We start from the raw sequence: 21,961 nt of genomic DNA on the forward strand, positions 1-21,961 counted from the left end.
CGCCAAATGCGTGTAATGTCTGCGCATCGCATAGTGGAGGGATGAGATGACACGTTTTGCAGGCCTGCTGGCGTCCGCCCTCCTCCTGTTGGTGCCTTTATCTTCGGCCCGCGCCGCCGCGCCCGAAGCGGCAACCGCTTTGTTCGAGGCCAAAACGGTGACCGAGCGCAACGCCGCGCTTACCACGCTCGAGGCTGCAGCCCAGGGCGATCCGGCGTCAGCCTATGCCGCCGGCGCCGGCGAATTCTTCACCGCGCTGGAAATCCTCGCCGGCGGTCTGCACCGCCACGGGTTCGAAAGCCCGCAATCCTTCATGCTGCCGCTGATGCGGCTGCCGATTCCGGACAATCCCAATCCCGAACCGCTGACCTATGAGCAGTTCCGCGCCATCCTGGTCGCCTTCCGCGACCGGCTGGAGACATCCGCGGCCACTCTGGGCTCGGTACCCGCCGATGCCGATATCGGCATGGTCGTCGACCTCACCCATGCCGGCATCGATCTCAACGAAGACGGCGCCATCGCGCCGGATGAAAGCATGGCCGCCATCATGGCCTCGCTGTCGCGCGGCGGTATCTCGTCGGACGGCGCCGCTTCCTCGCTCACATTCCGCTTCGACCGCGCCGACGGTTTCTGGCTGCAGGGCTATGCCGAATTCCTGATGGCGCAGGCCGATTTCTGGCTGGCGCATGATTTCAGGACCATGTTCGACGGCTCGTTCCACATGCTGTTTCCGCGCGCCAAACTGCCGCTGCAGGACATTCTCGTGCCTCCCGCCGGCGACATGCGCAGCAGCATCTTCTCATCGGAATGGCGCATCGCGGATTTCATCTCCATGGTTCACCTCGTGAACTGGCCGGTGGTCGAGCCCGAGCGCCGTCAAGCGGCGCGCCGCCATCTGCTCGAAATGATCCGGCTGTCGCGCGAGGACTGGAAGGCGATCCGCGCCGAGAACGACAATGACCGCGAATGGCTGCCGGGACCGCAGCAGAAGGGCGAGAACCCGCTCACCGGGCTCGAAGTCGGCGAGGAGCAGGTCGAGGCCTGGCTCGCCACTCTGACCATGGCCGAAGACCTTTTGGAAGGCCGCAAGCTGCTGCCGCATTTCCGCATCACGGCCAGCACCGGCCAGGGCATCAACATGAAGCGTTTCTTCGAAGAACCGAAGCCTTTCGACCTCGTGCTGTCGATTACCGGCCCGGCCATCGCGCCCTACCTCGAGAGCGGTGAGATCTTGACCAGCGGCGAGTTCGACCAGATCCAGCGCCAGTTCGGTGGCGGTGGGTTTTTGACCTTCGCGCTGTGGTTCAATTGAGCAGGCGGCCCGGCTCGCGTAACACAGCTCCTGACACCCTTGTGTCAGGAGCTTCGACCCGCTTAGCGCCCTTCGCCACTGCACTCTTTCCATTTTGGCGGACTCTGCCCATATTTGGGGCATGGCCAAACTCCCTGACAAAAAGACACCGTCTTCGGCGGGTGACAACGGCGCTTCGCCGCCGAAGCGGCGCAGCCCGCTGACCGATTTCCTCGATGCCTCGGAGCCTCTGCACAGAGGCGGCTTCGCCGAGGCGCCGCAGGCCGACTTCACCGGCGCGCCGCTGAGCGGCTCGATTGCCGACTGGGCCGAGCAGATCGAGCAGGAGGCCGAGAAGGAAGGCCGTCTCACCGGTAAGGGCGATGGTAGATCGCCAAAGTCCGCGAAAAAGATCCCGGAGCGGTCCGCTGCGCCCGGCCGCAGTTCGCGCGGCACCTCGATGGGCGGCGCGGCCACGGCCCGCGAACGCACCGCCGCCGGCCTCAACCCGGTCGCCGGTCTCGACATCTCGCTGGAAGACGCCGAGACCATGGCCTCGGGCAGCGTCACCGCAACGGTCGCGGCGCTGTCGGCGCTGATCGAATCCGGCAACCCCTTGCACAAGGACGGCGTGCTGTGGACGCCGCACCGCCCTGCCCGCCCGGAAAAATCCGAAGGCGGCATCGCCATCAAGATGGTGTCGGATTTCGAGCCGGCCGGCGACCAGCCGACCGCCATCAAGGATCTTGTCGAGGGCGTCGACAACAATGACCGCACTCAGGTGCTGCTCGGCGTCACCGGCTCCGGCAAAACCTTCACCATGGCCAAGGTGATCGAGCAGACGCAGCGCCCTGCTTTGATCCTGGCGCCCAACAAAACGCTGGCCGCGCAGCTCTATTCGGAGTTCAAGAAATTCTTCCCCGACAATGCGGTCGAGTATTTCGTCTCCTACTACGACTACTACCAGCCGGAAGCCTACGTTCCGCGCACCGACACCTTCATCGAGAAGGAATCCTCGATCAACGAGCAGATCGACCGGATGCGGCATTCGGCCACGCGTTCGCTGCTCGAGCGCGACGACGTCATCATCGTCGCCTCGGTGTCCTGCATCTACGGTATCGGCTCGGTCGAGACCTACACGGCGATGACCTTCCAGATGCAGATCGGCGACCGGCTCGACCAGCGGGCTCTGCTCGCGGATCTGGTCGCCCAGCAGTACAAGCGCCAGGACATCAATTTCGTGCGCGGCTCCTTCCGCGTGCGCGGCGACACGATCGAAATCTTCCCGGCTCACCTTGAAGACCGCGCCTGGCGCATCTCGATGTTCGGCGACGAGATCGAGGCAATCACCGAATTCGATCCGCTCACCGGCCAGAAGACCGGCGAGCTGAAGAGCGTCAAGATCTACGCCAACTCGCACTACGTGACGCCGCGTCCAACGCTCAACCAGGCGATCAAGTCGATCAAGGAGGAGCTCAAGTACCGGCTGGTCGAGCTCGAGCGCGCCGGCCGCCTGCTGGAGGCACAGCGGCTCGAACAGCGCTGCCGCTTCGATCTTGAGATGCTGGAAGCCACCGGCTCCTGCGCCGGCATCGAGAACTATTCGCGCTATCTCACGGGACGCCAGCCGGGCGATCCGCCGCCAACTTTGTTCGAATATATCCCCGACAATGCGCTGGTCTTCATCGACGAAAGCCACGTCACCGTGCCGCAGATCGGCGGCATGTATCGTGGCGACTTTCGGCGCAAGGCGACACTGGCGGAGTATGGTTTTCGCCTGCCCTCCTGCATGGACAATCGCCCGTTGCGCTTCGAGGAATGGGACGCCATGCGTCCGCTCTCCGTCGCGGTTTCTGCGACACCCGGCGCCTGGGAGATGGAACAGGCCGGCGGCGTGTTCGCCGAGCAGGTCATCCGCCCGACCGGCCTGATCGATCCGCCGGTCGAAGTCCGCCCGGCGAAAAGCCAGGTCGACGATGTCGTCGGCGAAATCCGCGACACCACGGCCGCCGGCTACCGCACGCTGGTCACCGTTTTGACCAAGCGCATGGCCGAAGACCTGACCGAATATTTGCATGAGCAAGGCGTGCGCGTTCGCTACATGCACTCCGACATCGACACGCTGGAGCGCATCGAGATTCTGCGCGATCTCCGCCTCGGCGCTTTCGACGTGCTGGTCGGTATCAACCTGCTGCGCGAAGGCCTCGACATTCCCGAATGCGGTTTCGTCGCCATCCTCGACGCCGACAAGGAGGGCTTCCTGCGCTCCGAGACGTCGCTGATCCAGACCATCGGTCGCGCCGCCCGCAACGTCGACGGCAAGGTCATCCTCTATGCCGACCAGGTCACCGGCTCGATGGAGCGGGCGATGGCCGAGACCAACCGCCGCCGCGAAAAGCAGATGGAATGGAACGCGGCCAACGGCATCACCCCGGAATCGGTGAAGTCGCGCATCTCCGACATTCTGGATTCGGTCTACGAGAAGGACCACGTCCGCGCCGATATCTCGCAGTTCACCGACGGCGCCGGCGCGATGATGGGCAACAATCTGAAGGCCCATCTCGACGCCATGGAAAAGCAGATGCGCGACGCCGCCGCCAATCTCGACTTCGAGAAGGCCGCCCGCATCCGCGACGAGATCAAGCGGCTGCGCGAAATGGAACTGTCGATCTCGGAAGACCCGCTGGCCAAATATGCCGACATGGAAAGCCCGGTCTCGGGCCGCGAGAAGGGCAAGCACAACAAGGGCGTGGCCAAGCACCGTACGGCTGAGGAACAGGAGCGTTTCCGCAAGTTCGACGACGCACGTGCCGCCGAAGAGGCGGCCAGGGCTGCCCGGTCCAACCTCTTCCGCAAACCGGCGCTCGACGAAATGGGTGCCGAGGGCGCCGTGCCGGTGAAGAAACCGCTATTTGCCAAGCCGTCGATCGACGATATGGGGCCTGGTACCGACATGCCGACACCGTCAGGCGCGGTGTCGCGCTCGCTGTTCAAGAAACAGTCGGCGCAGGAAGCGCACGGCTCCGACTTCGGCATTCCGGGCGGCGCCACCAAGCCACTGTTCAAGAAGAATTCGCTCGACGAGATGACCGTGCGGCGCACGGAAAAGCCGGTCGAAGGAAAAGTGCCGGCCAAGCCCCAGCCAATCTCCCCCCGAGTGGGGGAGATGCCCGGCAGGGCAGAGGGGGGCGCGAAGGAACGCGACGCCAAGCCAATCATTCGCCAGCGCGCCGGCATCGGCTCCTACGAAGACCCCGCCGACGCCCGCCGCGAAAAGCGTCGGCCGGGAAAGACGGGACGGCCGGGGAAGTAGCACCTCTTTCCTTCTCCCCTTGTGGGAGAAGGGAGAGCGCTCCACCGCCGCCGCATCCGTCGCCCACTTGCCTCCACCCCCGCCTTTGGTGTAATCGCTCCACACACTCAAAGTTTTGTCTTGAAAGGAGGGCTGCGTGTCTATCGATCACCATCGTCAGCGTGGCCCGATTTCTGCCCTGCGAGTTCGCTTGCAGGGTTGACCAGGGACATTACGGGTTTTTCCCGTTTCGATTTTTTGGTCTGCCCTTCGTGGTGCGCAAAGCTGAGCCTGATGGCCGGCAAGCACACCGTCAAAGTGCATCCGGAGTTGTCTCCGGCGAGACCAGAGAAATCACAATGGCCCTGATCAGCCTCAAATCCCTCGGTGTCACCATGAGTGCGCCGCTGTTTTCCAACCTCGATCTCACCATCGGCACCGGCGAGCGGCTCGGCATCGTTGCCGCCAATGGCCGCGGCAAGTCGACCTTGCTCAAATGCCTGACCGGCGCGCTGGAGCCGACCTCGGGCGACATTTCTCGCACGCGCGGCCTGCGTGTCGGCCATGTCGGGCAGTCGGTTCCGCCTGCCCTTCTTAGCCGCACCTTCCATCAGGTGGTGGCCGATGCCTTGCCGGCCGAGCAGGCCGACAGCGAGATGTGGCGCGTCGATGTGGTGCTGGATTCGCTCGACGTGCCCGAGCCGATGCGCGAACGGCCGATGCAGGCGCTGAGCGGCGGATGGCAGCGGCTGGCGCTGATCGCCCGCGTCTGGGTCACCGATCCGGATGTGCTTTTGCTCGATGAGCCGACCAATCATCTCGACCTCGCCAAGATCAGCCAGCTGGAAAGCTGGCTGATCGCGCTGCCCCGCGAGGTGTCGGTGGTCATCGCCAGTCACGACCGCGCCTTTCTCGACGCCGTCACCAACCGCACGCTGTTCTTGCGCCCGGAGGACTCGCCGGTGTTTGCACTGCCCTATTCCAAGGCCAGGCAAGCGCTCGACGACCTGGACGCTTCGACGGCGCGCCGGTTCGAGCGCGACATGAAGGTGGCGCAGCAACTGCGCAAGCAGGCCGCCAAGCTCAACAACATCGGCATCAATTCCGGCAGCGACCTTTTGACGGTGAAAACCAAGCAACTCAGGGAACGGGCGGAGAAGCTGGAAGACGCCGCGGTATCGGCGCATCGCGAGAAATCGGCGGGTGCGATCAGGTTGGCCAACCGTGGCACCCACGCCAAGGTGCTGATCACGCTCGATGACGCGGCGGTGGAAACGCCCGACGGCACGCTGCTGTTCAAAACCGGCAAGCGACATATCTGCCAGGGCGATTGCATCGTGCTGCTCGGTCGCAACGGCGTCGGCAAGTCGCGTTTCGTCAATCTGATCCGCAACGCCATCGCCGAGCCGGACACGGTGCCGAACGTCAAAGTGACGCCGTCGACGGTGCTCGGTTACAGCGACCAGGCGTTGGCCGGCATCAGCGGCGACGACACGCCGCTGGCCATGGTCTCGCGCCGCTACGATGTCGGCGAGCAACGCGCCCGCTCGCTGCTTGCCGGCGCCGGCGTTGTCATTGAGATGCAGGAGAAGAAGATCGGCGTGCTGTCCGGCGGCCAGAAGGCGCGGCTGATGATGCTGGCGCTGAGACTCGCCAACCCCAACTTCTACCTGCTCGACGAGCCGACTAACCATCTCGACATCGACGGCCAGGAAGCGCTGGAGGAGGAACTGCTCAAGCACCAGGCGAGCTGTGTGCTCGCCTCGCATGACCGCTCCTTCATCCGCGCCGTCGGCAACCGCTTCTGGCTGGTCGACAAGCGGAAGCTGACCGAAGTCGAAGACCCCGAGGATTTCTTCCGCTCGGTGGCTGAAACGGCGGGCTGAGGAACTACCACCATGGGCCGCACCGTGTTGCGGTCCATGCTTTCGCATCTCCCGTAAATATTTTCAGCGTTCTGTCGGATCGGCTGAACCTGCTGCGTCCTTGGGATGCCGACACGATGATGCCGGCTTCATCTGAGGAGAACGCATCATGTCCATTCTGTCATCCATAGGCCGCGTCGCCGCCCGGTACGCACAGAACCGCACCCGCTATCGCAGCGAGCGCGAGCTTCTGGCCCTGCCGATCGAACTGCGCAAGGATATCGGCTGGCCGGAAATCCTCATCGACGCGCAAAACGGCCCGCGGATCTGCAGGGCGCCCTGACCATGCGGTCGGGAAAGATCGATGCAGGCCGCCGCGGGGCGACCGTTGCTCAGTCATGCGTATCGCCAGACAGCGGCGTCGCCTGCATCGCTCGACGCTTTTCGAACGCCTCGAACCAGCGCGTCAGCCGCGCCCGCGCGCGAAAGGACGGCAGCTGGCGGAACGCCATCCAGGACAGCGTGGTGGCAAGCGCTATATGGCCGACATGGAGCGATGTTTCGTCGTCTAGCGCGCTTTCGATCCAGTCATAGCTGGCCTCAATTTTTTCCCGGTAGCCTTCGGCAAGCGCTGCATAGCGCAACTGTTCGGGCCGCCTTTCCGTCTCCCAGCGCAGGCCTATGCCCGTCTGCGCCAGGCCTTGGGCGACCGCCTGCAGCCGCAACGCCTGCCAGCGCGCTTCGCCGTCCTGCGGCAGCAATTTGCGGCCATCATGCAGCGTATCGAGATAGGCGCAGATGACATCGGAATCGAAGAGCGGCGACGCATCCGGCCGCAGCAGCACCGGCACCTTGCCGAGCGGGTTTTCGGCGTAGACACGGGCATTGCGCAAGGTCGGGCTGGTCTCGTGATGAATGACCTCGAGCCGGTCGGCAAGCCCGACCTCATGGGCGAAGACGAGCGCCTTGCGCGCAAAGGGCGAATGGGTCTGGTAATAGAGGATCATTGTCGTCTCAGCGGGTTGGAGAAGCAGTCCCCTTTTCTAGCCTGCTCATACCGAGGATTGCGCTCTGATTGGGCGCCGCCGACGCAAGTTCATTTCACCCCAAAAATCGCATCGGCCCAGAAAATCGCATCAGACATGTAGGATCGCCGCCGCCTCGTTCGTCCTAGGCTTCGCAAGGCCAACCAAGCGCCCAGACCAAACCCAAAGAGGAACAAGACATGACCGACCAGACCCCCATTCAGCCGGCCGCGAAAGTTCTCGGTGGATTGACCCCCTATCTGCAACTGGACGGCGCCTTCAAGGCCGCCGAGTTCTACAAGAAGGCCTTCGGCGCCGAGCAGGTGTTCTTCTATCCGCCCGATGACCAGGGCCGCACCATGCACATCCATCTCCACATCAACGGCTCGACGCTGATGATTTCCGATTTCTACCCCGAAAACGGCATGCCTGCCGTCAAGCCGCAGGGCTATACCATGCAGCTCCATCTCGGCGCCGACGAGATCGATGACTGGTGGAAGCGCGCGGTCGATGCCGGCTGCGAAGTCGCAGTGCCGCTGCAGCTGATGTTCTGGGGCGACCAGTGGGGCAACATGCGCGATCCCTTCGGGGTCGAATGGGCGATGAACGCGCCGGCGAAGAAAGACTGACCACTGCTGACAAAGCTCCTCACCGGCTGACGCCGGTAAGGAGCTTTGTGAGATACTCCAAGGAGAACCTGATGTCCTATGTCGATGGTTTCGTGCTCGCCGTGCCGAAGGCAAATATCGATGACTACAAGAAGCTGGCCAACCTCGCAGGCCCGATATGGAAGGAACACGGAGCGCTCGCCTATGTCGAATGTATCGCCGACGACGTGCCCTATGGTGAGTTGACCTCGTTTCCGCGTGCCGTTCAGGCAAAAGACGACGAGATCGTCGTCTTTGCTTGGGCCGTCTATTCGTCCAGGCAAAGCCGCGACGCGGTAATGGCCAAGGTGATGGCCGATCCCCGTTTGACACCCGATTTGGGGCCCATGCCCTTCGATATGAAGCGCATGATCTTCGGCGGCTTCCAGCCCTTCATCGAGCTTTAGCCGCTGCTCAGTCCAGCTTGTCCAGCAGCGGCTTCAACCTGTCGCCATAGCGCTTCCAGAGATCGACCGAGCCCTGATACATCGGCTGGCGCACCTGCGCGGCCGAGGCCGTGCGCACCGGGCGGTCGGTCTCGTGGAACGACAGCGCCTTGTCGTCCCAGGACAGGCCGAGATGCCCGATCAGCGCCCGCGTCTGTCCCTCCTGGTCGGCCACGAAATCCTCGTAACGCACGTCATGGACGACGCCCGGCAGAACATCGTGCCAATGCGCCATGATGTCGGTGTAGATGTTGTGGAAATCGGCGAGCTCGCCCAGATCATAGCCGTAGCGGTGGTTGTCGCCGCGGAAATGCACCTTGTAGATCGAAAGGCAGGTCGCCGCCGCATCGCGCGCGCAATGGATGATCTTGGCTTTCGGCAGCATCATATGGATGAAGCCGATGAGCAGGAAGTTGCCGGGCATCTTGTCGGTGACATGCCTGAAGTTGGGATAGCGCTCATGCAGCATGTCGAGATAGGCTTGGCCCGCCTCCGCAAACTCCGCGTCGGATACATCGACCAGTCCCCAGGGGAAACCTCCCGGCATGGTCAGCGGAAATTGCTTGCCGACCGCGGTTTTCAACATGCTGAGCTCGCCCGCGCCATAGACTTGTGGATGGCTGGCGATGATCTGTTCGACCAGCGTGGTGCCGGAGCGCGGCATGCCGACGACGAAAATCGGCGTGTCGTCGGAGATTGCACTTGGCTTGTGCTTTTCGAAAAAGCCGGCGTTGAACACCGTCTTCATCGCCTCGAATTCGGCCCGCGTCCTGACCGGATCATAATCGATGCCCTTGCGGCGGATCGCATTGCCTTCAGCGAAATAGTCGAAGGCCCTGTTATAGTCCTTCAAATCGTCATTGGCCTTGCCGAGACCGAAGGACAGCTGCATGCGTGCCAGGCTGTCGGCCGGCGCCTTGGCATGCTGGGCCTCCATGCCGGCGAGTTCGGCGTCGCGCTCCTTCTGGCGCTTGACCTGCGTCAGCATCAGCCAGGCCTTTGCCATGCCTGGCGTGATCGCCAACGCCTGCCGAAACAGGTCTGCCGCTTCATCGAGCTTGCCTTTTTCCATCAGCCCGACGCCGAGCCCATGCAACAGGTCGGCATCCTTGGGCCGGATCGTCAGCGCCTCGCGAAAGGTCGCCAGCGCCTCATCCAGACGACCGGCTTCCTGCAACGTTTCGGCAAGCCCGATGCGGGCGCGGACATGGAAGGGATTGCGCCCGATTGTGCCGCGATAGATGTCCTCCGCAGCCTCGAACTGGCCGAGCTGTTTCAACGCCGAACCCAGATTGTCGCGTGCCGCGAGCTGGTCGGGCTTGAGATCGACCGCGCCGCGGAAGAAATCGGCGGACGCGGCAACGCGGCCGAGATCGCGCATCACCGTGCCGAGATTGTTGAGGAAATCGGGATTCTTCGGCTGCAGACGCACAGACTGCTCGATCAGCTCCAGCCCTTCGGGGCTGCGCCCGGTCTGGTGCAGCAACAGGCCCAGGAAATGCGCCGCTGCCGGGTGATTGGCCTTGCGCGCCAGCACCTGCCGGTACAGCGTCTCGGCCTCCTGCCGGCGCCCGGCCTGATGCAGCTGCAGCGCCTGCTGCACATATTGGTCGAGGCCCAGCGGCGCCTGTCCGCCAGCTCCAGCACCCGCCGCTCTTCTCTGATCTCTGTTGATGGGAAACCTGCCGTGTTTTGTCCGCTTGCCGCGATCTAGGCCATCGGCGCTGCAGGTTCAAGGGAAGAGTGGGCTCGCCAAGGGCGCGGACCTCTTCGAAACTCTAGAGGAATTACAGCAAAATGTAGCGTTCAAATCAGCCGGTGGCTCTCGGCGAGCCGGCGCTCCCGCCGTTGCGTGCCGTCGGTGTCGGCAATCTTGCGCCGTGCCGCTTCGTCGCTTCTTATCGTCAGGCGCACTGATATTGCCTTGGGGAAGAGGACGACTGGCTCGATTGTTGCGGTCGGACGATCCGGCGTTTTCATGAATCTCATATATTTTTGCCTTTCGTAAAAAATAATCTTAGGGGCACCGGAATAATTATTCCGATGCTCTCTAAATAAGAAATTGGCTGATATTGTTCCACGATAGCAGATTTATTAGGGTTTATACGAGAAATTTTTTATACCGGTCGAGCCGTGGCGGAAATCAGCTTGAATAACCAACAATTTCGGATTATTGATCTGAGATCGTTTTTTGGGCCAAGCTTGGCATATAGCGGCGTCGGAGATACTCGACCCGCCAAACTCATTCCAATCGCCGATGGTTGAGTTCCCTGTTGATGCCGGAAAGCATCGACGAACCAGAGCCAAGCCAATGCCGGATCGCACCACCCGTTCCATCGCCCATTTCGCGGCACCCTTCGTGCTTGGCGGGCTGGAAGGGCAACTGCCGGCCGGCGACTATGACATCGATCACGACGAAGAGCTGATCGAGGGCATGTCGCGGCTTGCCTGGCGTCGCGTCGCCACCTTCATCCATTTGCCGGCAAGGGCGGTGAAGAACCCGGCCACCAGCCAGCTTGTCGCCATCGACTACCTCGAACTCGAAACAGCGCTGAGGCGCGACCAGGAGAACGCAGCATGATCCGCTTCCAGCAGAATGCGCGTCCGCGCACCGACACGCCCTCGCACCTCTTCGCCGTCGGCCAGACCGTGCGCATGAAGAGCCGCAGCGGGCTCGCCCAGAAGACCGCCGAGCTGTTTCAGATCAAGAGCAGATTGCCGGTCAAGGATGGCTCGCCGCAATATCGCATCCGCAGCGAGCAGGAGACCTATGAGCGGGTCACCACGGAAGACAACCTCGAAGTGGCGGACGCCCCGGCTGTCCCCGACAGCCCGGCCGTCTGACACCGCACCCACCCAGCACGTACGAAGGAGCAGACGGATGGCCAAGGGTCAGCAGCGCAGCAATCGCGAAACTCGCAAGCCCAAGAAAGACAAGGTGGTGGCCAAGGCCGCCTCCCCGTTCGGTTCCTCGGTCAAGCAGGCAGAGAGCAGCCTGAAGCCGAAGTCGAAGGGCTGACCAGGCAGGGCGCGCCTGGCGCACCTGCCGGCAATGGACTGACGATCTCGGACTGACGATCCCGCGCAAAACTCTGCAACGGAGGCTTGCTTGACGTTCTTCGTCGAGCCGCTCGCGCGACGTCGACGAAGCCACGCTCGACAAGGTATCGCTGGACGCGCCGAACCTGCGCGCCGCCCTGCAGGGCGCCACCGCGCTGTCCACAGCCTCGCCATGCCGCAGATCCCCGACCGTCTGCGCATTTGCGACGAGGACGGCGCAGAGCTTTATGCCGCCCGGCCGACGGGGCGTATTCGGCGTAGGCAACCACTCCGATCCGCGACCTTGCCTTCTCCCTTGGGGGTGAGAAGCGGTCCGCGCAGCAGACGAAAAGCCAATTGTTGGCTTTTCGAGTTTCGAACGCCCTGAGCCTGCGAAGGACCAAGGGTGGTCCGGTCCACCCGCCCGGTCCCCGCTGCTTCGCAGGGTCCCGGCATTCGCCGCCTTTTTTATCGTGCCAGTGGGACGGTGAATTCGCCTCCGGCGGACTCACCCGACAGGGGAGAAGGAAAAATCAGCAGGGGCCGTCCTCGACGACGCGGTAGTCGGCGGCACGGGCCTCGCAGGCGTTGGGAAAGGTGCGCAGCTCGCCATGGCGGCGGGCGCAGACCGGGGCGTATTCGCGCGTGCAGAATGTCGGCTCTTCGCCGCCACCACCGCCACCACCGCCGCCGTCGCGGCAAGGGCCGTCGCGAACGATGCGGTAGCCTTCCCGTTCGGCAAGGCAGGCATTGGCGAAGGTCTGGCGGTCACCGCCGCGCCGCGCGCAGACCGGCTCGTATTGCCTGGTGCAGAATTCCGGTTCCGGCCGTGGCGGGCGCGGACGTGGTCCCGGCCCGTCATCGACGACGACGGTGCAGGCCGCAAGAAGCCCCGACAGGAAGAGAATGGTAAAACCCTGGCGCGAGAAGATCGTCGCAAGAAATCTCATGAATATGCCTCCCTCGAGCCGGCGCAAAACGCGCCTGTCGATCCTCGCCATTCCCTTGCCAAATGCAACCCCCGTTTGCGGCGCGGGAGCCATGCGATGCCCGGCCCGCGCATTGGTTTGGCCCTGGACCAGACCGCTGGACCATGCGTGGCCGGGCTCTGGCTGATGAACTCTTAAGAACCCAGGTTTATCGAAGCGCCTGCGTTGGGATGCGTCGATGGACGCGGCCCGCGGCGCTATCTTGCAACGATCACGTTTCCGTGCGATAAATTTTGTGTTCGGGCATTTGCGACCCGGAGAGCGGAACGTTTTGGACGACCTTTCCCCGATACTGTGAATCTCTGACGGCCCCGTTTTCGGCGGGGGGTTTTACCATGCGCAAATGCAGGACTGCCGAAGCAACCACCGGGACTTGCCCACGATGCCAGGCGGCGGGCAAACCACAAGACTGACACGGGTGAAGGAGTTTCCCCAATGGCCCAGACCGGCACCGTTAAATTCTTCAACGCGACCAAAGGCTTCGGCTTCATCACGCCCGACGGCGGCGCCAAGGATGTGTTCGTCCACATTTCCGCGATCGAGGCCTCGGGCCTGCGTACCCTCGTCGACGGCCAGAAGGTCACCTTCGACGTTGAACCCGACCGCATGGGCAAGGGTCCGAAGGCGGTCAACCTCCGCGCGGCCTGAACCGGCGGTGCCCGCGCGCCCGTCAGGGCGCTCGAAAAAGCACCTCAAGCGTGTTTGACCGGCTTTGTCAGCCGTCCAGAGTTTCGAAGGCGCGACGTTTCCCGTTGCGCCTTTTTCATGTCCGCCGTCGCCGCAGGCAAAGGACGCTCGACCGGTCAATGCCGTGGCTGATCGCCGGAGCAATCGTCTGGCGCGAATTGCCTTCGGTGCCACGATCTATTTGAGCAGCCTTCAGCGTTGCCGCCGTCGCCAAAACTTTCTCTTGCCGATAGCGCTAAAATAAAGGACAAATTTCCCTTCGGGCATTTGCCGGCCCGAAACTGGACTTTGTGGGATCAAAGGGAGCTTCCCATGCCGCAGACCGGCACTGTCAAATTCTTCAATCATGCCAAAGGCTTCGGCTTCATTACGCCCGACGACGGGCAGAAGGATGTCTTCGTTCATATTTCGGCCGTGCAGGCTTCGGGTCTTTCCGGTCTGGAGGATGGACAGAAAGTGACATTCGACACCGAGCCGGACAAGCGCGGCAAGGGTCCGAAGGCCGTCAACCTGTCGGTCGGCTAAGCCGGCTCAAGACAGTCCGGACGGAGATTGACGAGGCGGAGCGCCTTGCGTACGCGCTTGGTTTTGCCGCAAGAACTGGATCGTATCAGCCAATTCCGTTCAGCCCCCGTTCAGCCACGGTCTTCTATTAATCGTCCCCTAGGCTGGACCGCATCCCCGAAAACTATCCGGGCCGGCACGAAGGAGACCAAAATGAATCGCATTTTCAAGACCGCCATCCTGGGCGCCGCTCTCGCCGCGACCACCCTCGCCACCTTGCCTGCCGCCAATGCCAAGGACTGGAACCGCTGGCATCATGGCCATGGTCGTCATCATAATGGCGACGCGCTTGCGGCCGGTGTCGTCGGCCTTGCGGCCGGCGCTCTGATCGCCGGTGCGCTGAGCAACCCGCAGCCGCGCTACAGCAGCTATGACGACGATTACGACTACCGCGAAGTGCGGCCGGCGCCGGTGCGCCGTTACTATGCCGAACCGCGGGTCGTCTATGCCGACCGCTATGCCGAGCCGTGGACCCGCGACTGGTACGAATACTGCTCGGACCGCTACCGGAGCTTCAATGCCCGCAGCGGCACGTTCACCGGCAATGACGGTGAGCAGCATTTCTGCGTCGCGAATTGAGGCTTCCCTGCCCCAAAAAAAAGCGCTGACCGCAAGGCCAGCGCTTTTTTGGCAGAAAGACATCGCTAAGTCAGGAAGGGATTGGTCCGCCTTTCCTCGCCAAAGCGGCCACCCGGGCCGTGGCCGCAGATGAAGCCGATCTCGTCACCGAGCGGCAAAAGCTTGTTCTTAATCGAGGCGATCAGCGCCGCATGGTCGCCGCCCGGCAGGTCGGTGCGCCCGACCGAGCCGCGAAACAGCACGTCGCCGACATGAGCGAACTTCGCCGCGCGATTGTAGTATACGACATGGCCGGGCGCATGGCCGGGGCAGTGCAGCACCTCGAACATATGTGAGCCGAACGAAACCGTCTCGCCCTCTGCGAGAAACCGGTCGGGCACGCAGTTGCGCGCCCCGGCAATGCCGTAGCGCTGGCCCTGGTTCTCGAGATTGTCGAGCAATAGCTTGTCGGCTTCGTGCGGGCCGATGATCTCGATGCCGAGTGCTTCCTTCAGCTCCATGGCGCCGCCGGCGTGATCGATGTGGCCATGGGTGATCCAGATCGCAGCGGCGGTGATGGCATTGTCCTTCAGCACCGCCAGCACCTTGTCGATGTCGCCGCCCGGATCGACGACGACGCCATGCTTGTCATCCATGTCGAACAGGATGGTGCAGTTCTGCTGGAAAGGCGTGACCGGCACGATGCCGGCATTGAGCTGACCCATGATTGTCCTTTCGCTGTTCCAGCGTGATGTAGAGGCGTGGGCGAAGGCCGTCCACTGCTGAAAGGCAAACAGTCCGTCCCAAAACAGAAATGGGCGGCCCAACGGCCGCCCATTTGACGAAGCCTCGGTCTCGGGCAATTCCAGGAAAACTGTAAAGCGGTTTTCCGTCCGGAATTGCGTAAAACAACAAACTAGATCATTCGCCGTGAAACGGTGAATGATCTAGAGGCTTACTTCTTCATCGCGCCCATGACCGCACCGATGATGCCGGTCAGGATGGCGCCGCCGCCGGCGCCGCCGAGCAGGTTTTTGAGGTTCAGCGTATCACCCAATCCGCCCGCTGCCGTGGCAGCCGCTGCCGGGTCGGCCGTGCCGCCGAGCAGGCTGCCGAGGATCGCCGCGCCGCCGACGCCGCCAACGGCGCCACCGATGATTTTGGTCAGCTGGCCCATCGCCGCATTCTTCAGCGCAACGCCGACCGCCTGACCACCGACAACACCTGCAATTACCTGTACAACGAGCGCAATGAGCGTATTCGTATCCATGTACCTAGTCCCTCCATAGCTGCCAGCCTCCCGGGCCGACACCATCATGAGACGCTGAATTGTACGAAAGTCAAATGCACAGATGCTGAAATAAAGGGGCCGGCCTCAAAACCGCCCCTGCTTGCGAAAAAAGCTGTGACTTTCGTTATTCTGCGGCTATCGCATGCTTAGGTTGCACCGCAGCAGAATAGTCGTTCATCAAAGTCTTGGCGATCTCGCCGACCTCGAATCGGTACGGACCGATCTCGGAGACCGGCGTCACTTCCGCTGCCGTTCCGGTGAGGAAGCACTGTTCGAAGCCTGCGAGTTCCTCAGGCATGATGGCGCGCTCGACGACTTCAAGGCCGCGGTCTTTCGAGAGGCCGATGACGGTGCGGCGGGTGATGCCGTCGAGGAAGCAATCGGGCTTCGGCGTGTGGATCTTGCCATCCTTGACGAAGAAGATGTTGGCGCCCGTTGCTTCGGCGACCTGGCCGCGCCAGTCGAGCATCATGGCATCGGCATAGCCCTTGGCCTCGGCGGCATGCTTGGACATGGTGCAGATCATGTAGAGGCCGGCGGCCTTCGACTTCGACGGCGCGGTGCGCGGATCGGGCCGGCGCCATTCCGCCAGATCGAGACGGATGCCCTTCAGCTTCTGCGCCGGGTCGAAATAGCTCGGCCATTGCCAGATGGCGATGGCGCAGTTGATGCGGCTGTTCTGCGCCGACACCCCCATCTGTTCGCTGCCGCGCCAGGCGATCGGCCTGACATAGGCGTCCTGGAAACCCTGCTTCTTCAGAAGCGTGGTCGAGGCGTCATTGAGCTCGGCCACGGAATAGGGAATATTGAAGCCGAGCAGGCGCGCCGATTCATGCAGACGCTCGGTGTGCTCATTGAGCTTGAAGATGGCGCCGCCATAGGCGCGCTCGCCCTCGAAGACGGCGCTGGCATAGTGCAGGCCGTGGGTCAGCACGTGGATCTTGGCGTCGGCCCATTTGACGAACTCGCCGTTGATCCAGATGAAGCCGTCCAGTTGGTCGAAGGGAACGGATGCCATGGAAACCTCCCGCGGGCGGCGACCCGCATATCATTAGTGTTGTTTTTTGTTGCGCGACAGCCGCGTCGGGCGGCCCTTGAAGCGTAAGCGGAGAATCGAACTCTGGCAAACTCAGGAAGTTCCGGAAAAACCGCACTCCCTTGCCTTTTCGTTCGCATTCACCCGAAAAGCTTGTCAAAAATTACCATTGCGGGGAAATTACGTCAATAGTACTGACATAATTTCCCTCTATGGACGGAGAAATGATGACGGATCGAAGCCCAGCTGCCGGAAAACCGATCAAGACGCCGATCACCGACGAGGACGGCATCGACTTCGCCATCATCGAACTGTTCTTCTTTGCGTATCGCGATTTCACTTCCGATCCGGACCAAATCCTGGCCGATTACGGCTTTGGCCGCGCCCATCACCGGGTGCTGCATTTCGTCAACCGCCGGCCGGGACTGACGGTCGCCGAACTGCTCGACGTGCTCAAGATCACCAAGCAGAGCCTGGCGCGGGTGCTCAAGCAGTTGATCGACACCGACCATATCGTGCAATTGCAGGGTCCGCGCGACCGCCGCCAGCGGGAGCTCTATCCGACAGCCAAGGGGCGCGCCCTGGCGCTGGCCCTGGCGCGGCCACAGTCACGCCGCATCCGTGCTGCATTGGAAGATTCCGGAGCCAGCGAGCGTCCCTTGATCGAACGATTCCTGGAAGCCATGGTCAATCCGGAACTAAGGGCGCAGATCGACATTGTGCCTGCAAACATGTCAGGGAAAAGCCATGGAGACCATTGAGAGGGTGGACCAGCCGACGGCGCCGGACGATGACGCGCCGCATCTGCTTGTGGTCGACGACGACACCCGCATTCGCAATTTGCTCAAGCAGTATCTGACCGAAAACGGTTTTCGCGTCACAGTCGCCGGAAATGCCGGCGAGGCCAGGCGAAAGCTTGCAGGACTCGACTTCGACCTCCTTGTCCTCGACGTCATGATGCCCGGAGAGACCGGCGTCGACCTCACCAAGGCGCTGCGGGCGGAGAAGAACGTACCGATCCTGATGCTCACCGCGCTATCGGAAACCGACAGCCGCATCACTGGGCTCGAGGCCGGCGCCGACGACTATCTGCCCAAGCCCTTCGACCCGCGCGAACTGATCCTGCGCATCAATAACATTCTGCGCCGCGGCGGCCCGGCGACGACGCCCAAGGTCGAGCAGCTGGTCTTCGGCCCCTACACCTTCCAGATTGCCAGGCGCGAGCTGAAGCGGGGCGGCGAGGCGCTGAAGCTGACCGACCGCGAGCAGGAGATCTTGGCGATCTTTGCCGCGCGGGCCGGCGAAACGATCCCGCGTCACGAGCTTGTCGGCGACGATTCGGAAGTCGGCGAGCGCACCATCGACGTCCAGATCAACCGCCTGCGCCGCAAGATCGAGCGCGATCCGTCCAATCCGGTCTGGCTGCAGACGGTGCGCGGTATTGGGTATCGGCTCAGCGTGGAATAGAATGCCGCTGACGGCCGCCCTTTGGCCATAGATAAGTGGCCATCGACCAGCGGCCATTGACCCAGCGGAAGGATAAATGGCGACCACGCAACTGGAACGGCCGGAACAAGGCGGCTTTGGCGCGCGCGTATCACGCGCGCTGAAAGCAATGCCGCGTGCCTGGAAGCGGTTCTGGCGGCTGGTTGCGTTCTATATGCCCAAGCGGCTTTATGCCCGCTCGCTGATCATCGTCATCGCGCCGATGATCCTTCTGCAGTCGGTCGTCGCCTTCGACTTCATGGAACGCCACTGGGCAACCGTGACGCAGCGCCTGTCGCAGGCAACCGTGCGCGACATCGCCGCGATCATCGACATGATCGAGACCTATCCGCATGATGGCGACTACGCCAACATCATCCGCATCGCCCAGGACCGCATGCAGTTGAAGGTCGACCTCTTGCCGCCCGACCCGTTGCCGGCGCCTGGACCCAAGCCCTTCTTCTCGATCCTTGACGACGTCCTTTCCACCGAGATCACCCGCCAGATCAACCGCCCGTTCTGGATCGACACGGTCGGCAATTCCAACATCGTCGAGGTCCGCATCCAGCTCGAGGGCAAGGTGCTGCGCGTCTTCGTGCGCCGCAGCCAGGCCTATGCCTCCAACACCCACATCTTCCTGATCTGGATGGTCGGGACGTCGCTGGTGCTGCTGACGATCGCCATCCCCTTCCTTCGCAACCAGATCCGGCCAATCCTGTCTCTGGCCGAGGCCGCCGAAAGCTTCGGCAAGGGCCGGCCGATGCCGCGCGATTTCCGCCCACGCGGCGCCGAGGAGGTCCGCCGGGCCGGCTTTGCCTTCATCCAGATGCGCGAGCGCATCGAACGCCAGCTGGAACAGCGCACCGCCATGCTGACCGGCGTCAGCCACGATCTCAGAACCATCCTCACCCGCTTCAAGCTGCAGCTGGCGCTGGCCGGCGGCAAGCCCGAGACCAAGGCCGCGCTCAACCAGGACATCGACGACATGCAGTCGATGTTGGAAGGCTATATCGCCTTTGCCCGCGGCGAAGCGTCGGAAGATGCCGGCCATTTCGATCTCGAGGCCTATTTCCAAAAGCTCGGCGAGGAGGCGTCGCTGCACAAGCGCAAGCTATCGACCGTGCTTGCCGGTGATCCGGATGTGCATGTGCGCCCGCACGCTTTCGCCCGGCTGTTGTCCAATGTCGCCGGCAATGCCTTGCGCTATGCCAAGACGGTGGAGATCAGCGCCGATCACGGCCGCGGCTCACTCGTCGTCACCATCGACGATGACGGTCCGGGCATCCCGCCGGAAAAGCGCGAGGACGTGTTCAAACCGTTCGTGCGGCTCGACGAGGCGCGCAACCTCGACGCCAGCGGCACCGGCCTTGGTCTCTCTATCGCCCGCGATATTGCCCGCAGCCATGGCGGCGACATCATGCTGGAAGACAGCCCGCTCGGCGGCCTGCGGGCGGTGATCAAAGTGCCCGCCTGACCAAAGCATGATCTGGAAGTCGGGCTCGGCCAAAAACCACCTTCATCCGCGCGTCATGAAACCATGGTCAAGAGCGCGCATGAAGCGCGCGACCTCAGTTGATTCGGCTCAGCCGCCTTACTTCGACCTCGTGCCTGCCCGGGTGCGGTGGAGCGAAGCGAGGGCAGCCGGGCCGTACCGCTATCGCATCAAGGCAACCGTCGACCCGAGCAAAGGACCGCCATGCGCATCCTGATGGTCACCGACGCCTGGCGGCCGCAAGTCAACGGCGTCGTCCACACGCTGGAGCGGCTCACCGAAACGCTGAAAACCTTCGACGTTGCGGTCGACTTCCTGACCCCGAACATCTTTCGCACCTTGCCGTTGCCGACCTACCCCGACATCAGGCTGGCGCTGACCACGCCCGGCCATGTCGCGCGGCTGATCGAGGCTCGCAAGGCCGACCATATCCATATCGTCACCGAAGGCCCGCTCGGCATCATGGCGCGGCGCTATTGCCGCAATGCCGGCCGTCCCTTCACCACCAGCTATCACACCCGCTTTCCCGAATATCTCAGCGCCCGCCTGCCGGTGCCGGAGAGCTGGGCCTATCGCTGGCTGCGTGATTTCCACAATTCCGGACAAGGCACGCTGGTCGCCACCCAGTCGCTGGCGGAGGACCTTGCGTCGCGAGGCTTCACCAAGCTCAGGCCGTGGACGCGGGGCGTCGACACCGATCACTTCCGCCCCGACAAGAAGAAGGACCTCGGCTTCCCTGGCCCGGTATTCCTGTGCGTCGGCCGCGTCGCCATCGAGAAGAACCTGAGCGCCTTCCTCGATCTCGACTTGCCCGGCAGCAAGGTGATCGTCGGCGAAGGACCGGAACTGGCCAGGCTCAGGGCGAAGTACCCGCAGGCGCATTTCCTCGGCCATCGCCCGAACGATGAGCTGGCCGAGATCTACGCCTCGGCTGATGTTTTCGTCTTCCCCAGCCGCACCGACACGTTCGGCAACGTCATCATCGAGGCGCTGGCCAGCGGCACGCCGGTGGCCGCCCATCCGGTCACCGGACCGATCGACATTGTCGGCGACGGCATCGGCGGCGCGGTGTCGACCGATCTGCGCGAGGCCTCGCTCGCCGCGCTCAATGTCGACCGCGCCGAGGCGCGCGAACGCGCCATGCGCTACAGTTGGAAAGCCTGCGCCGAAATGTTCATGGACACGGTCGAAGAGGCGCTGAGCACAAGGCGCAAGCTGGCCGCCTGACGCAATCTTCCTAAAACAACCTGCCGCCGTCCGGCACCTTGCGCTCGATGGCGCCAAGGACCACGGCGCCTTCCTCATCAGGGAAGCCGAGCGTGAGCACTTCCGACATGAACGGACCGATCTGGCGCGGCGGGAAATTCACCACCGCAAACACCTGCCGTCCCACCAGCGTTTCCGGCGCATAGTATTTCGTGATCTGTGCCGAGGATTTCTTCACGCCGATCTCAGGGCCGAAATCGATCTTCAGCTTGAAGGCGGGTTTGCGCGCCTCGGGGAAAGGCTCGGCCTCGACGATCGTGCCGGCACGGATGTCGACACGATCAAAATCGGCAAAGCTGATCTCGGGCTTGCGCGCGCTGCTCGAACTCATGGAAGCTCAAGCGTTGCCATAGGTCTCGAACAGGACACCGGCCAGCGCATCCTTGGCCGAGGTTCCCGACCAGACAACGAACTGGAAGGCCTGGAAATAGCATTCGCAGGCTTCAAGCGCCGACGACAAAAGCACCTCGACCTGCTGGCTCGACGGTTCGACCCCGCCGGCAAGCAGCAGCGACTGGCGAAACATGATCGCGCCCTCCTGCTCCCAGAGATCGAAATGGCCAAACAGCATCTGCTCGTTGATCAGCGACAACAGCCGCATCACTTCCAGCGCGCGGGCTTCCGGCACCTTGATGTCGAAAGCACAGGCCAGATGCAGCGCCTCGAAATCCTCCATCCATGAGAAGGAGACGTGATAGTCGGTCCAGCTGCCGGCAACCGAGATCGAGATTTCGTCATCGCCGGCCCGTTCGAAGGACCAGTCATTGTTATGGGCGACCTGCTCGATGACATCCACCGGATGGATTTCGCGGGAGAATTCGAGTTCGAGAAGTTCCATGGAATGCTTCCTGTGTTCAGGGGAGCGCCACACGCTCCGCGGGGCACACACGACGAACAATTTGTCTTGAACTCGGACGGCCAGGACTTCACGACACAAAGACCCCGGACCGGACCCCACCGCCCGGCCGCATGACCCTGCTCCGAATCA

25 protein-coding genes and 1 pseudogene are annotated in these 21,961 nt (G+C 62.7%); 16 read left to right on the plus strand and 10 right to left on the minus strand.

What is annotated here, in order from left to right; genetic code table 11:
- Positions 1 to 46 precede the first annotated feature (46 nt).
- The 4 genes from X757_RS163230 to X757_RS1000000168410 all read left to right on the plus strand — a co-directional run bounded on the left by X757_RS163230 (position 47) and on the right by X757_RS1000000168410 (position 6,791).
- A complete protein-coding gene (locus tag X757_RS163230) occupies positions 47 to 1,312 on the plus strand; it encodes a hypothetical protein (protein WP_023724942.1) in 1,266 nt (421 codons plus the stop codon).
- Between the two features lie 121 nt (positions 1,313 to 1,433).
- Complete coding sequence (gene uvrB, locus X757_RS163225; protein WP_023724943.1) at positions 1,434 to 4,604, plus strand: excinuclease ABC subunit UvrB; 3,171 nt, start codon at positions 1,434 to 1,436, stop codon at positions 4,602 to 4,604.
- A 338-nt stretch (positions 4,605 to 4,942) separates the two neighbouring features.
- Positions 4,943 to 6,469, plus strand: a complete 1,527-nt coding sequence (locus X757_RS163220; RefSeq protein ID WP_023724944.1) for an ABC-F family ATP-binding cassette domain-containing protein — start codon at positions 4,943 to 4,945, stop codon at positions 6,467 to 6,469.
- A 148-nt stretch (positions 6,470 to 6,617) separates the two neighbouring features.
- A complete protein-coding gene (locus X757_RS1000000168410; protein ID WP_023724945.1) occupies positions 6,618 to 6,791 on the plus strand; it encodes a hypothetical protein in 174 nt (57 codons plus the stop codon).
- Positions 6,792 to 6,840: 49 nt separating this feature from the next.
- On the opposite strand, the gene X757_RS163215 is transcribed toward X757_RS1000000168410, so the two are convergent.
- Positions 6,841 to 7,455, minus strand: coding sequence for a glutathione S-transferase family protein (locus X757_RS163215; protein WP_023724946.1), 615 nt, complete (start codon positions 7,453 to 7,455; stop codon positions 6,841 to 6,843).
- Positions 7,456 to 7,673: 218 nt separating this feature from the next.
- On the opposite strand from X757_RS163215, the pseudogene X757_RS163210 reads away from it, so the two are divergent.
- Positions 7,674 to 8,015: pseudogene (locus tag X757_RS163210) on the plus strand (VOC family protein); the annotation flags it as partial.
- On the opposite strand, the gene X757_RS1000000169635 reads toward X757_RS163210, so the two are convergent.
- A complete protein-coding gene (locus tag X757_RS1000000169635) occupies positions 7,922 to 8,287 on the minus strand; it encodes a hypothetical protein (RefSeq protein WP_352460608.1) in 366 nt (121 codons plus the stop codon). The pseudogene X757_RS163210 and the gene X757_RS1000000169635 sit on opposite strands and share 94 nt — an antisense overlap.
- On the opposite strand from X757_RS1000000169635, the gene X757_RS163205 reads away from it, so the two are divergent.
- A complete protein-coding gene (locus tag X757_RS163205) occupies positions 8,174 to 8,527 on the plus strand; it encodes a DUF1428 domain-containing protein (protein WP_023683729.1) in 354 nt (117 codons plus the stop codon). The genes X757_RS1000000169635 and X757_RS163205 overlap by 114 nt on opposite strands.
- Before the next feature lie 7 nt (positions 8,528 to 8,534).
- Here X757_RS163205 and X757_RS163200 read toward each other — a convergent pair whose 3' ends face one another.
- Together X757_RS163200 and X757_RS163195 are read right to left on the minus strand one after the other, a co-directional pair.
- Entirely contained in the window at positions 8,535 to 10,169 is a 1,635-nt protein-coding gene (locus tag X757_RS163200) for a sulfotransferase (protein WP_023724948.1), read from the minus strand.
- A 203-nt stretch (positions 10,170 to 10,372) separates the two neighbouring features.
- The gene (locus X757_RS163195; RefSeq protein WP_023724949.1) at positions 10,373 to 10,555 is read right to left on the minus strand and encodes a hypothetical protein; all 183 of its coding nucleotides are present in this window, start codon (positions 10,553 to 10,555) and stop codon (positions 10,373 to 10,375) included.
- Between the two features lie 322 nt (positions 10,556 to 10,877).
- Between X757_RS163195 and X757_RS163190 the strand changes: the two genes are divergently transcribed.
- The 3 genes from X757_RS163190 to X757_RS1000000168415 are packed head-to-tail and all read left to right on the plus strand — an operon-like array spanning position 10,878 to position 11,585.
- A complete protein-coding gene (locus X757_RS163190; RefSeq protein WP_023672014.1) occupies positions 10,878 to 11,147 on the plus strand; it encodes a hypothetical protein in 270 nt (89 codons plus the stop codon).
- Positions 11,144 to 11,410, plus strand: coding sequence for a hypothetical protein (locus tag X757_RS163185; RefSeq protein ID WP_023683726.1), 267 nt, complete (start codon positions 11,144 to 11,146; stop codon positions 11,408 to 11,410). Before X757_RS163190 ends, X757_RS163185 begins: the two co-directional genes overlap by 4 nt.
- 37 nt (positions 11,411 to 11,447) lie before the next feature.
- Positions 11,448 to 11,585 carry a hypothetical protein gene (locus tag X757_RS1000000168415; protein ID WP_023683725.1) on the plus strand — a complete coding sequence of 46 codons (138 nt, stop codon included), beginning with the start codon at positions 11,448 to 11,450 and terminating at the stop codon, positions 11,583 to 11,585.
- Between the two features lie 553 nt (positions 11,586 to 12,138).
- On the opposite strand, the gene X757_RS163180 is transcribed toward X757_RS1000000168415, so the two are convergent.
- The gene (locus X757_RS163180) at positions 12,139 to 12,555 is read right to left on the minus strand and encodes a Kazal-type serine protease inhibitor domain-containing protein (protein WP_023711155.1); all 417 of its coding nucleotides are present in this window, start codon (positions 12,553 to 12,555) and stop codon (positions 12,139 to 12,141) included.
- A gap of 474 nt (positions 12,556 to 13,029) precedes the next feature.
- Here X757_RS163180 and X757_RS163175 point away from each other — a divergent pair, with 474 nt between their 5' ends.
- The 3 genes from X757_RS163175 to X757_RS163165 all read left to right on the plus strand — a co-directional run bounded on the left by X757_RS163175 (position 13,030) and on the right by X757_RS163165 (position 14,424).
- Complete coding sequence (locus tag X757_RS163175) at positions 13,030 to 13,242, plus strand: cold-shock protein (RefSeq protein WP_006202520.1); 213 nt, start codon at positions 13,030 to 13,032, stop codon at positions 13,240 to 13,242.
- 351 nt (positions 13,243 to 13,593) lie between these two features.
- On the plus strand, positions 13,594 to 13,806 hold the full coding sequence (locus X757_RS163170; RefSeq protein WP_023672019.1) for a cold-shock protein: 213 nt from the start codon (positions 13,594 to 13,596) through the stop codon (positions 13,804 to 13,806).
- A gap of 192 nt (positions 13,807 to 13,998) precedes the next feature.
- Positions 13,999 to 14,424 carry a BA14K family protein gene (locus X757_RS163165; RefSeq protein WP_023672020.1) on the plus strand — a complete coding sequence of 142 codons (426 nt, stop codon included), beginning with the start codon at positions 13,999 to 14,001 and terminating at the stop codon, positions 14,422 to 14,424.
- Positions 14,425 to 14,489: 65 nt separating this feature from the next.
- On the opposite strand, the gene X757_RS163160 is transcribed toward X757_RS163165, so the two are convergent.
- From X757_RS163160 to X757_RS163150, 3 genes are all read right to left on the minus strand, one after another.
- Positions 14,490 to 15,128 (minus strand): MBL fold metallo-hydrolase, encoded by a 639-nt coding sequence (locus tag X757_RS163160; RefSeq protein ID WP_023695789.1) that lies wholly within the window; start codon positions 15,126 to 15,128, stop codon positions 14,490 to 14,492.
- 230 nt (positions 15,129 to 15,358) lie between these two features.
- Positions 15,359 to 15,673, minus strand: coding sequence for a hypothetical protein (locus X757_RS163155; protein WP_023686110.1), 315 nt, complete (start codon positions 15,671 to 15,673; stop codon positions 15,359 to 15,361).
- A gap of 145 nt (positions 15,674 to 15,818) precedes the next feature.
- Positions 15,819 to 16,712 carry a branched-chain amino acid aminotransferase gene (locus X757_RS163150; RefSeq protein ID WP_023724950.1) on the minus strand — a complete coding sequence of 298 codons (894 nt, stop codon included), beginning with the start codon at positions 16,710 to 16,712 and terminating at the stop codon, positions 15,819 to 15,821.
- 245 nt (positions 16,713 to 16,957) lie between these two features.
- On the opposite strand from X757_RS163150, the gene X757_RS163145 reads away from it, so the two are divergent.
- The 4 genes from X757_RS163145 to X757_RS163130 all read left to right on the plus strand — a co-directional run bounded on the left by X757_RS163145 (position 16,958) and on the right by X757_RS163130 (position 20,934).
- Complete coding sequence (locus X757_RS163145) at positions 16,958 to 17,491, plus strand: MarR family winged helix-turn-helix transcriptional regulator (protein ID WP_023683723.1); 534 nt, start codon at positions 16,958 to 16,960, stop codon at positions 17,489 to 17,491.
- Positions 17,478 to 18,197: a response regulator gene (locus X757_RS163140; protein ID WP_023672025.1), complete on the plus strand. Its 720-nt coding sequence runs from the start codon at positions 17,478 to 17,480 to the stop codon at positions 18,195 to 18,197. The genes X757_RS163145 and X757_RS163140 overlap by 14 nt, the downstream gene beginning before the upstream one ends.
- A gap of 76 nt (positions 18,198 to 18,273) precedes the next feature.
- Positions 18,274 to 19,689, plus strand: coding sequence for an ATP-binding protein (locus X757_RS163135; protein ID WP_023672026.1), 1,416 nt, complete (start codon positions 18,274 to 18,276; stop codon positions 19,687 to 19,689).
- A 222-nt stretch (positions 19,690 to 19,911) separates the two neighbouring features.
- A complete protein-coding gene (locus X757_RS163130; RefSeq protein ID WP_023724951.1) occupies positions 19,912 to 20,934 on the plus strand; it encodes a glycosyltransferase family 1 protein in 1,023 nt (340 codons plus the stop codon).
- A 10-nt stretch (positions 20,935 to 20,944) separates the two neighbouring features.
- On the opposite strand, the gene X757_RS163125 is transcribed toward X757_RS163130, so the two are convergent.
- Both X757_RS163125 and X757_RS163120 read right to left on the minus strand, forming a co-directional pair.
- A complete protein-coding gene (locus X757_RS163125; RefSeq protein WP_023672028.1) occupies positions 20,945 to 21,304 on the minus strand; it encodes a tRNA-binding protein in 360 nt (119 codons plus the stop codon).
- Positions 21,305 to 21,310: 6 nt separating this feature from the next.
- Positions 21,311 to 21,811, minus strand: a complete 501-nt coding sequence (locus X757_RS163120; RefSeq protein WP_006202532.1) for a YbjN domain-containing protein — start codon at positions 21,809 to 21,811, stop codon at positions 21,311 to 21,313.
- Positions 21,812 to 21,961: the final 150 nt, after the last annotated feature.

The organism is Mesorhizobium sp. LSHC412B00 (genome assembly GCF_000503035.1).
Taxonomy (GTDB): domain Bacteria; phylum Pseudomonadota; class Alphaproteobacteria; order Rhizobiales; family Rhizobiaceae; genus Mesorhizobium.